Origin of the sequence: Sulfitobacter sp. (assembly GCF_036961165.1) — a bacterium.
Taxonomy (GTDB): Bacteria; Pseudomonadota; Alphaproteobacteria; order Rhodobacterales; family Rhodobacteraceae; genus Sulfitobacter.
In genome coordinates this window covers 1-10195 of record NZ_JBALVJ010000096.1, presented here as the reverse complement: position 1 = coordinate 10195, position 10195 = coordinate 1, and the positions used below count along the sequence as shown (strand labels likewise).

The 10195-nt window shown below is 51.4% G+C and carries 11 protein-coding genes; 6 read left to right on the top strand and 5 right to left on the bottom strand.

Annotation, left to right across the window (positions count from 1 at the left end; all coding sequences use genetic code 11):
• Nucleotides 1-53: 53 nt before the first annotated feature.
• From V7730_RS22775 to V7730_RS20460, 5 genes are all read right to left on the bottom strand, one after another.
• Nucleotides 54-230 (bottom strand): nucleotide-binding protein, encoded by a 177-nt coding sequence (locus V7730_RS22775; RefSeq protein ID WP_443070258.1) that lies wholly within the window; start codon nt 228-230, stop codon nt 54-56.
• Between the two features lie 8 nt (nt 231-238).
• Nucleotides 239-544 carry a hypothetical protein gene (locus tag V7730_RS20475; RefSeq protein WP_335749423.1) on the bottom strand — a complete coding sequence of 102 codons (306 nt, stop codon included), beginning with the start codon at nt 542-544 and terminating at the stop codon, nt 239-241.
• A gap of 18 nt (nt 545-562) precedes the next feature.
• A complete protein-coding gene (locus tag V7730_RS20470; RefSeq protein WP_335749422.1) occupies nt 563-1159 on the bottom strand; it encodes a ParB/RepB/Spo0J family partition protein in 597 nt (198 codons plus the stop codon).
• Nucleotides 1160-1869: 710 nt separating this feature from the next.
• Nucleotides 1870-2898, bottom strand: a complete 1029-nt coding sequence (locus V7730_RS20465) for an IS110 family transposase (protein WP_335749421.1) — start codon at nt 2896-2898, stop codon at nt 1870-1872.
• Between the two features lie 124 nt (nt 2899-3022).
• Entirely contained in the window at nt 3023-3529 is a 507-nt protein-coding gene (locus V7730_RS20460; protein ID WP_335749420.1) for a CBS domain-containing protein, read from the bottom strand.
• Nucleotides 3530-3993: 464 nt separating this feature from the next.
• Here V7730_RS20460 and V7730_RS20455 point away from each other — a divergent pair, with 464 nt between their 5' ends.
• The 6 genes from V7730_RS20455 to V7730_RS20430 all read left to right on the top strand — a co-directional run bounded on the left by V7730_RS20455 (nt 3994) and on the right by V7730_RS20430 (nt 9994).
• Nucleotides 3994-4767 carry a bacteriorhodopsin-like gene (locus V7730_RS20455; protein WP_335749419.1) on the top strand — a complete coding sequence of 258 codons (774 nt, stop codon included), beginning with the start codon at nt 3994-3996 and terminating at the stop codon, nt 4765-4767.
• A 64-nt stretch (nt 4768-4831) separates the two neighbouring features.
• Nucleotides 4832-5683: a polyprenyl synthetase family protein gene (locus V7730_RS20450; RefSeq protein ID WP_335749418.1), complete on the top strand. Its 852-nt coding sequence runs from the start codon at nt 4832-4834 to the stop codon at nt 5681-5683.
• Nucleotides 5673-7181 carry a phytoene desaturase family protein gene (gene crtI / locus V7730_RS20445; protein WP_335749417.1) on the top strand — a complete coding sequence of 503 codons (1509 nt, stop codon included), beginning with the start codon at nt 5673-5675 and terminating at the stop codon, nt 7179-7181. Before V7730_RS20450 ends, crtI begins: the two co-directional genes overlap by 11 nt.
• Nucleotides 7178-8029: a phytoene/squalene synthase family protein gene (locus V7730_RS20440; RefSeq protein ID WP_335749416.1), complete on the top strand. Its 852-nt coding sequence runs from the start codon at nt 7178-7180 to the stop codon at nt 8027-8029. Before crtI ends, V7730_RS20440 begins: the two co-directional genes overlap by 4 nt.
• On the top strand, nt 8016-9125 hold the full coding sequence (locus tag V7730_RS20435) for a lycopene cyclase family protein (RefSeq protein WP_335749415.1): 1110 nt from the start codon (nt 8016-8018) through the stop codon (nt 9123-9125). Before V7730_RS20440 ends, V7730_RS20435 begins: the two co-directional genes overlap by 14 nt.
• A complete protein-coding gene (locus V7730_RS20430) occupies nt 9122-9994 on the top strand; it encodes a Brp/Blh family beta-carotene 15,15'-dioxygenase (RefSeq protein ID WP_335749414.1) in 873 nt (290 codons plus the stop codon). The genes V7730_RS20435 and V7730_RS20430 overlap by 4 nt, the downstream gene beginning before the upstream one ends.
• The last annotated feature ends 201 nt before the right edge of the window (nt 9995-10195 follow it).

The following is a 10195-nucleotide window of genomic DNA, read 5'->3' as shown; positions in this document are numbered from 1 at the left end:
CTTTGTCATTCTCGTATCCATTCGTTCGGGTTGGATACATCTTAGCACGCTGTCTAATTTTGCCGGACCACTTCATCTCCCCGCATCCGTGACCATTCCATCACCGACCCTTGCGGATCCATGTCGATGATTGCAACCTGACAGCCTTCCCGAGACAAAAGGGCTTCCATCGCAAGATGAACCGCGATCGTGGACTTGCCGGAGTCGCCCTTTTGACCGACTAAACTTATGATCTTGGTTATACGGTGCCCCGATCACTGGTTTCTACGCTGCGGAGTGCCTCTTCAACCAGCACGTCGAAACGTTCAATGATCATCGCCTTTAGGATTGTATGCTCAATCTGAATAGCTTTTTGAAGAAGCGCGTTTACGTAGGGGTCACCTTCGTATTTCAATTTACACAGATCGCGCGTGTTGAAAGTCGCGTTTGAAAGTGCAGCTGTTGCTCTTTCGTAAGACCTTTCAGGTGGCCTGTAGGCCGTTGCGGAAAAAGGGGCGTTAATTGCATTTTTGGTCGCTTCTATTGCCAAAGAAATGAGGTCCACGTCAAAATCATGCTGTGATTAACCAATAATCTTATGGTAAATTTTTCCTCGTGAGTTATGCAGTAACTCTTTCAGAGCCTTAACCAGGCTTTCCCACTTAGGGCGGCCTGCTTTTGATGAAAGTAGTGCCCTCGGAAACTCTTCTGTCTTTGCGAGGTCTTTCAACTTCTCATATATTCCAAGCAACTTTGAAACGTCAGTTGTGGAGACATTCATCATCTCGGCGATGCGAGCCTGCTTGTATAGCTTTTTCTTCAACTCAATCATGATGCCGATTTTGTCACCTACGGTGTAATCGGCTCTGGCAAGGTTTTCCTGCAATTGAGCCACCAATCGCGCATCCTCATCGATAGGTCTGATAATCGCTTTCAGTCTTTTCCCCAAGAGTGAAGCGATACGAAGCCGAGTGCGTCCGGCAATGATGGGATACTTCCCCGTCTGCGGGTCGCGCGGGCCAACCAGAATGGGCTGTTGCTGACCGTGCTCATCTATACTTGCCTTTAATGCATCAAAACCTTCAGGAAAAAGTGAAAACCGATCTCTGAGGCCAGTGTTGTGATCAATATCGCTTGGAGCAATCTCCATCACTGTTTCGGAGAAGTTGGCAGCTGCCAACTTTTCACTTGGTGCGTGCTCTGCCGCAGCAATGGCGCGAAGGCTCGTGGTTTTTCGAAGCGTCCTGTATTGCTATCGTTGGTCCAGTTTATGAGCCGTAAAGCTCACTGAGGGTCAGTGCTCAATCGGCTTCTAAAAGGAAATTGGCTCCTTTCCTGCGCTCGGAAATAGGTTTGATCATTTTGATGGATGATCATTCTGCCTGCCGGATCAGCTTCCGAAAGACCAATTTTGGTACATGTCATCATGGCCACTGGGCACGGCATAGTACCAGATACCTTTATATGTCTAACTGGATCATCAGGCTGCGTTGACTATCAATCAGATTTGCAAATTCCAGGGAGGTAGTAGATCCTGTTGAGTGATCCTAATGATGTTGAGTTGTCCGTTCATCCCAGTGGGGTAATGGGGAACACGACCTCAAACCGATTTGTGCATGTATGGATGCCCCCGTTGGTTCAAGAGATTTCTGAACGGTTTGAGTGTGTGATCGGATGCGGTCATGTATCAGGCCTCTTGTTGCAGCGGTTGATACAGCCGCGGGCCGGTATGGCGATGCGCGAACCAAAGGCAGATCAACAAATCGAGTTCATAGGCTCCTGCACAAAGACTGCTTTGTCTGGTCCGGATCTTTCCGATCATTTTCCCTTACTGTTCATCGATCTCCTCACACACTCAAGTCCCGGGGCGCGATACACGGCGCATTGCGCTCATGCCATCGTTGCCGCAGGGGTTCGGTAGTCCTCTTGCTTCGTCACCATGGCCCATAAGCCGCGGGCCATCTTATTCGCCAATGCAACAGCAACAAGCATACGTGGTTTGCGCTCCAGCATGGCTATCAGCCAACTGTTGTGCGGTGTTCCAAATCGCTCAACGGCCTGCAGAACAGCCATTGCGCCAGAGATCAGCAACCGGCGAATGTCGCGCTGGCCCATCTTCGAGGTCTTTCCAAGCCGGGGTTTGCCGCCTGTCGAGTTTTGTTTAGGGACCAACCCCAGCCAAGCCGCAAAATCACGACCTCGGCGAAAGCAGTTCAGATCCGGCGCAAAGGTTTCTATTGCCAAGGCTGTGATTGGCCCCACGCCCGGCATAGTCTGGGCCCGCCGCGCAGCTTCGGCTTCTTTGACGGCTCCCTTCATTCGCTGGTCCAGCGCTGTAATTTGAACAGTTAGACCTTCGATCTGGGCGAGGTACACTTGGGCGAGCCCTCGAACCTCTTCTGGCAAGCCTATGGTTTTATCCGCAACTGCGTCGGCAAAGCGTTTGACGTGGATGGCTCCCTTTGGCGCAACGACGCCGTGCTCGGCAAGATGGCCACGCAGTGCGTTGATCGTCTGAGTGCGCTGGCCGATGAACATCTGTCGTGTCCGAAACAACATGGCACGCGCCTGCTGGGCCTCGAACTTCAACGCAACAAACCGCATTGTTGGCCGCGAGGCCGCCTCAACGATGGCGTCAGCGTCGGCAACATCATTCTTTTGTCGTTTTACAAACGGCTTCACATAATTTGGCGCAATCAGTCGCACCGTGTGCCCCAGATTCTCGATCTCTCGTCTCCAGCAATGAACTGTAGCACAGGCCTCCATCGCAACAAGACAAATGGGCTGTTGGCTCATAAATGCGAGAAGCTGAACACGCGTCAGCTTTTTGCGAAAAATAACCGTTCCGTTAGTATCAGCCCCGTGAAGTTGGAAAACGCGCTTTGCAAGGTCTATGCCGATCATGGTAACTTCTGACATGGATGCTCTCCCTTTGAGTGATGCTTTCTAAAACATCACAATGGCACACTACGATGCCGGTAGGTGGGGGCATCCACGCCATCAACAAACCCTGTTTGGCTGCTTAGCCTCACTAGCCGACAGGTCAATTCATCATGTTGAGCACAATGACCATGATGACTGTATACAAAGCGATGCCACCACCAATTAAAAGTACTGCCCAGTTTTTGCTTACAGTTGCAGACGCAATTGATTTCATTTGATATATCAAATCTGGCCAAGTGTAGGATACAAAATCGCCTTGCGTAAACACGGCCTTGATTTGGTCATTATCATCAACCACTGGCAGACGCCTGAAACGCTCGTTTGACATTATCCTCAGCCAGTCGATCAAATCATCCGTCTCGCGGGCCACACGTGGATTTTCAGTCATTATGTCTGACACAAGAGTTTGGTGCGCATCCAAATTTTTGGCCACCAATTTGTTCATAACATCCCTCTCAGTGGCGACGCCGATAACTTTGTTATCGGCATTGATGACAATGACGGCACCAAAGTTCTTCTCTGCCATCTTCGATACAGCTTCGAAAACACTGGTATTCGGCAGGCAAGTTAATGGGCGTTGTTTCAACTTGTATTCAGGTCGGTCCATTAGGCGGTTTCCTGGGCGTTGCGCTCGTTCTGGCATAGCTTTCACTCCATTACACTTCTTGCGTAGCAGATAGCCCCAGGATTTCAAATTGCGAGAGATAAACAGCTATCAACGAAGACGTCACATCGCCAACGCTTTGAACAGCTATGCCCAAAGCCCCCTTTTCAACCCGTGTACTTTACTTTTGAACCAGAGAGTAAAGTCAAGGCTGAGTTGGAATTTGCCACATGTGCGTACCTGACGCACCTGTAGCAAATTTCTGCAGAACAACTTGAAATTGAAATTCTACAGTCAAATTTATGTTTAAGAATCTGAGTTTCTGAAATTTTATTTCCTAAAGGTGAGTTGCTGCGACATTTAGTTCTGGAAAAAATATGTCGTGCGACATTTTATTTTTCATGCATCCCATTGAACACCGGTAAGGAACGCTACCATCTCCGTATGTTGTTGACAGGAGAAAACACATGGAAACTCTAACAATAGGTCAATACGATTTGATTTATAACGCTTTCTCGTTCGGCTTCGCAACGCTCGCGGCCGCGACGCTATTTTTCTGGCTAGGTATCGGCCAGGTGAAACCACAATTCAAAACCGCACTTGTTGTTACCGGCTTGGTAACCTTCATTGCCGCCTACCATTACTTCCGCATCGGCCAAAGTTGGAGCGACGCCTACACGCTCGTCGACGGCGCACACGTACCCACAGAAAAAGTCTTTAATACTGCGTATCGCTACGTCGACTGGCTTTTGACTGTGCCGCTTCTTCTAGTCGAACTGATCCTCGTCATGAGCCTCACCAGATCGGAGACCGTATCGCGCGCAACTAGCCTTGGTCTTGCGGCACTGCTCATGGTTGCCTTGGGGTATCCAGGCGAAGTCTCTGAATCAGGCGGCGTACGCTGGGTCTTTGGTCTGTTGTCGATGATCCCCTTCTTGTGGATCGTCTACCAACTTTACTCCGGCTTGGGTGAAGCGATCAAAAATCAGCCCGAGGACGCACGTGGTCTCGTACGTCTTGCACGAAACGTAACCGTCGCCAGCTGGTGCTTCTACCCAGTCGTCTACTTTGCGGGCGCCGTCGGGCTTGAAGGTGCAACAGCAACGGTCGTGGTCGAAGTCGGCTACACCATTGCTGACATTATCGCAAAAGCCGGTTTTGGTGTGCTCATCTTCCTGATTGCAGTGCGCAAAAGTGGAGGTCAGGCGGACCATAAACCCTCAGCAGTTCCTGCCGAATAGAAACTTTAGACCGCTCCCGTTTTGACGGGTGCGGTCATTTCTTTGGTCCGATTGGATGTGTTCAATGTTTGATATAAAAGAACATACAGTTGTTCTGCTGAGCGATGTGGATGTTGAGATTTACCGCCTACTTACGTCGACCCCGTCGCGGGTCGCGGATGCGGCTAAGTATCATCTTTCCGCTGGAGGTGCGCGGATTCGCGCGCAACTTGGGATACACGCAGCCGCAGCACTTAACCTGTCACCAAAAGTGGCTATGGCATGCGCTTTGGCACCAGAGCTTTTGCACAACGCATCTTTAATTCATGACGATCTTCAAGACGGTGATGAGGTCCGACGCGATACACCCACTGTGTGGTCACAATACGGCAAAGACGTTGCAATTTCGACCGGCGATTTACTGATTTCCGCTGCCTATATGGCAATTGCAAATCATCCCGATCCTGCGGCAGCTCTTGGTGCAGTGCATCATGCGGTAACAGTCACAATTGACGGGCAAACACAGGATTGCCGGACCAAGTGTCCGACACCCGAAAGATGGGCAACCATAGCGGCCCTTAAATCCGGCCCCCTAATCGCATTGCCTATCTCTCTTGCGCTGATAGCAGCGAAAGTTCAGGGTCAGGACACAGCCATTCGAGCAGGAAACGCACTGGCAGTCGCATATCAAACGCTCGATGACATTGAAGATCGCGACAGCGATCTGGCGATGGGCGGCACGAACATCTGCCTATCCCTTGAAGCAATCGGAAACGCTCCTGTATCCGCAAAAAATATTGCCTGTGATCGAGCTTACGCAGCGCTGCTGACCGCATGCGAACTCGCAAACTCCCTTCCAAGTAATGCAGGAGCGTCTTTGGCGACGCTCGCAAGCCTCCTTGAATCCAAACTAAGGGATATTGACCATGCCACGTGATACCAACTTCTCCGCCACACAATCAGCAATTGTAGCCGGCGCTGGCTTTGGAGGTATTGCCGCAGCCCTGCGTTTGCGGGCCAAGGGATATGATGTTCATCTTATTGATCGATGCCCTCGCTTGGGAGGTCGCGGTCAGGTTTTTGAAAAAGACGGTTTTCGTCATGATGCTGGGCCAACAGTTTTAACTGCACCGCATTTGTTCGAAGAATTGTTCGAACTGTTCGGCAAAAAGATGGCAGATTATGTAAAGCTGGTGGAACCCGACCCTTGGTATCGTTTCCAGTATCACGACGGCGATACATTCGACTATGGCCCCACAGATGAAGCCACCGAGGCCGAGATCAAACGCATTTCACCGGATGATGTGGCAGGATACCGTCGCATGGCCTCCTGGTCCAAGAAAATATACGATATTGGCTTTAGCAGGCTGTCGGATGTGCCGTTTCACTCACCTGTATTTATGATCAAACAAATTCCACATCTCTTGCGGCTCCGCTCGTTTGAAAGTGTGTGGTCCATGGTGTCGCGGCATATGAAACACGACAAGCTGCGCCGAGCATTCTCGATCCAGCCCCTGTTGCTGGGGGGCAATCCATTCTCAACCACAGCTATTTATGGCATGATCAACCACCTTGAACGCGAACATGGCGTCTGGTTCGCCATGGGGGGGACCGGGGCGCTTGTCGATGCGTTTGACCGGCTCATGAAAGAGGAAGGCATCACCGTATCCTTGAACACCACTATTGCGCAAATCAAGGTCGAGGATGGACGTGCATCGGGCGTCATACTGGAGAGCGGGACAGAAATCGACGCAGACGTTGTCGTCTCCAACATGGATCCTGTCCATGTGTACCGGCACATGCTGCCGCAGACCCAAATCTCTAAAGTTGCAAAGATGCGGTCAAAAAAATCGAAACTCTCAATGGGCTTGTTTGTAATATACTTTGGCGCCACCAAAACTTGGCCAGATGTGGCCCATCATACTGTCTGGTTTGGTGAGCGCTACAAAAGTCTTCTGCGCGATATATTCGATAATAATAAACTGGCCGATGACTTTTCACTTTATGTACATCGGCCCACGGCGACGGATCCAAGCTTTGCACCAGACGGATGCGATAGCTTTTACGTTCTGTGCCCTGTCCCCAATCTGACTGGTGGGCAAGACTGGGAGGTTGAGGGGCCCAAGCTTCGTGACCGCATTATTGCGGCGTTGGAAGATACGATGCTGCCTGGCCTAAGCGACCACATCACGGCAGAGTTTGCCATGACACCGGAAGATTTCAGCAATGACTATCTTTCCGTAGATGGTGCTGGTTTCTCCCTGTCACCGTTCTTTACGCAATCAGCGTGGTTCAGGTTCCACAACCGTGGTGAGGGCGTGCGTGATCTGTATTTCGTTGGAGCGGGAACGCATCCGGGTGCTGGGCTGCCGGGCGTGGTCTCATCGGCAAAGGTCTTGGAAAACCTTGTGCCCATTGCGGAGAATGTCACATGAATCCTGAAGATATCATGGCTTATCACGCTCGCAGTTTTGCACCAGCGGCGCGCTTGTTGCCGCGATGCGACAGGCTTCTTATCGCACGACTTTATGTTTTGTGTCGAACGGTCGACGACATTGCAGATGAAATTGGTGGAGCCGTCGGTCAACGTCAATTGCAAAAGCTACATGATGATTTGACGTCGCAGTACCCAAAGGGTCGGCTTGGAATAGAAGCACACGATCTGTTTCAAGGTCGGCCACTTGGACTGGCTGCTTTCGCCAAGCTGGTATCGAGTGCTGCGGCTGATACTGGCGCTGTCTGCATCGCTGACAGAGCCACGCTGGATACCTACTGTATGGGTGTTGCCGGGACAGTGGGCATCATGGTTTGCGCGATCTTTGATATTGATGAGGTTCATCACGCAAGAGCGGCCAACCTTGGCAAAGCCATGCAGTTAACAAATATTTGCCGTGATGTTGCAGAAGATGCGCGAATAGGACGCCGTTACTTGCCCTTTACGCACTGTCCCTACGATCCTCAGGACATCGCCGCTGGTATTCCAGAAGCAGTACAAGCCGCCGAGGATGCGATGGCTTTTCTGCTCAGCGAGGCTGATGAATTATACCTATCGGGGCGATCTGCGCTGAACGCCCTTCCGTTGCGTCTGCGCCTTGCCGTAGCATCTGCCGCCGCAATGTACGAAGGCATTGGATCAGAGCTGCGCCGCCGAGAGTATCAGCCCCTTGAGGGCCGTGCAGTTGTCCCCAAGGTACGCAAGGCAGGTCTTGCCGTCCGCGCCATTCTGGGTGAGCTGATCCAAAAACGTAAATGGGAAAATAGGTCCGATCATGCCAGCGCCTGATGTTGATGTAGCGATCCTCGGCGGTGGCTGTGCAGGGCTGAGCCTCGCCGTCCGGCTGGCGCAGAGCAACTTATCTGTTCGCGTAATTGAACCGCGCACGGAATACGTGGACGACCGAGCTTGGAGCTTCTGGCGTACACAGTCAGATCCATTCGATGATTGTGTGCGCAAAGAATGGGCATCTTGGACGGTGCAAGACCAGCGCGGGCAAACCCTGCGGACGTCGTCACACATGCGCTATCAAACGGTTACATCCGGTGCGTTTTATCGCCGTGCGTGTGAGATGATCGATCAAAGCGAAAAGTCATCACTGTCGCTTGGTGTCGCTGCACATGGTGTTGCCCGCAATGGGCGAGAATGGCAGATTGAAACAGATGCTGGTGCCCTTACAGCGGCAACCATCGTCGACACACGCCCACCGCGTCGCATACCGACTTACGGACAGTTCTTTTTGGGTCGTGAAATTAAAACTGAACGGCCAGTTTTCGACCCCGATACCGTCCAACTTATGCACTTCCGCCGCGCACGCTGTAAAGGTGTTGATTTCGTATACATACTGCCGTTCGCTGTGGATCAGGCACTGGTCGAAGTCACATCATTTGCACCAGAAAATCCGGGGCATGCTGTTTTTACCGAATGGCTGGATGCAGAGATTAATGCACTCAATCCAGGTAAAACCGAAATCATTCGCACTGAGGCTGGCGCGCTCCCGATGGAAGTAGGCTTTGCCGAGCCTGCGCCCGAAGGGATCATACGCATGGGCCTGGGTGGAGGGGCTGCCAGACCGTCAACTGGATACGCATTCTCACGCAATCAGATACAGGCGGATCGAGTGGCAGCAACACTTATCGATGGCAAGTTTGCAAATGTTGATCTGGATGGTCCAATTGCCCGATTTATGGATCGCGTGTTTTTGCAGGTGCTTGCCGCCAAACCAGAACGCGGTCCAGCCCTTTTCGATACTCTGTTTCGCAACGTGCCAAGGGACCGATTGGAACGGTTTCTGTCAGGCTCCACCAGAACTGCGGACCGGGTGTCGGTAATGGCATCTCTGCCGCCTTTGCCATTTCTGCAAGCAGCAGCCTTTCCAAAATGACAGGCACACCGCTATGGCAAACCTGGTTTTTTGCATGCTCTGTTCTGACTATAATCGGGGCAAGCTTTCTTTTTCAGCCAGATATGACTACTCAGCTGCTCATGCTGGTTCCCGCCGTAGCCATATTGGGTTTGCCGCACGGCGCATTTGATTTACCAATTGCAAAATCGCTTTGGCCTTTGAGCGGCTGGCGCGGGCATGCGCGTTTTGCACTTTTATACATCGGACTTGCGTTTTTGCTAATCTGCATCTGGATTCTATTTCCGGGACCAGCACTATTTGCATTCTTGATCTACTCTGCTGTTCATTTTTCAGGTGACTGGGAGGACACTTCGGGCGCCATACGCTGGACTGGCGGCATTGCAACAGTTGGCGCACCAGCACTATTTCAGCGTGAGGAGGTCGCCACTATTTTTGCACATCTGGCACCTGAACCTACCGCAAACTTTGTGGCACTACTCCTCGCCCTTTCCGGCACAGGAGCCCTCGCATTTGCCGTTGCACTCGTAGCCTGCCAACCCTCACTCAGAACAAGAGCTGCGGTTGAGCAGGGGATCATCTGGATCGCGGCGGCGTGCCTTGCGCCTTTAGTCTACTTTATTGTTTACTTTTGCACCCTGCATTCTGTGCGTCACTTTACCGACGCGATCTCTTTTATAGAACACAAACGTCAGGCGATGAGGGTCGCGGTGGTTCTTTCCATAGTAACGATCTCGGCCAGCTTTATGGGCTTCGCCATTATGCAGAAGCTTGGAGCGGACGATTTGGAAAAGTCTGTTTTGAAGATTGTGTTTATAGGACTGGCGGCCCTCACTGTTCCACACATGATCTTGGTTGATCGCTTTCAGCAGCAGGTAAAAGACCGATAAAACGGATAATAGCTTTACTTTTCATTAGAAAATGAAACCACGGCTGTATCCTAAGAGAAAACGCTCTGTTGTTTCAGCTTGTTCACCGAACACCTTAACCTTCAAGAAGAGGCGAAGTGGTTGAACGAGTATCGCTGCTGGATTAACTGTCAACGCCGGACTAAAACTGCACCAATCGCCGGAGAGAAAGTGCGCCACTTG

Bases quoted from the DNA above. Each gene is read 5' to 3' on its own strand.
- V7730_RS20430 (WP_335749414.1), top strand. From the start codon at position 9,122: ATGACAGGCACACCGCTATGGCAAACCTGGTTTTTTGCATGCTCTGTT.
- V7730_RS20450 (WP_335749418.1), top strand. From the start codon at position 4,832: ATGTTTGATATAAAAGAACATACAGTTGTTCTGCTGAGCGATGTGGAT.
- V7730_RS20460 (WP_335749420.1), bottom strand. From the start codon at position 3,529: ATGGACCGACCTGAATACAAGTTGAAACAACGCCCATTAACTTGCCTG.
- V7730_RS20465 (WP_335749421.1), bottom strand. From the start codon at position 2,898: ATGTCAGAAGTTACCATGATCGGCATAGACCTTGCAAAGCGCGTTTTC.
- V7730_RS20455 (WP_335749419.1), top strand. From the start codon at position 3,994: ATGGAAACTCTAACAATAGGTCAATACGATTTGATTTATAACGCTTTC.
- crtI (WP_335749417.1), top strand. From the start codon at position 5,673: ATGCCACGTGATACCAACTTCTCCGCCACACAATCAGCAATTGTAGCC.
- V7730_RS20440 (WP_335749416.1), top strand. From the start codon at position 7,178: ATGAATCCTGAAGATATCATGGCTTATCACGCTCGCAGTTTTGCACCA.
- V7730_RS20435 (WP_335749415.1), top strand. From the start codon at position 8,016: ATGCCAGCGCCTGATGTTGATGTAGCGATCCTCGGCGGTGGCTGTGCA.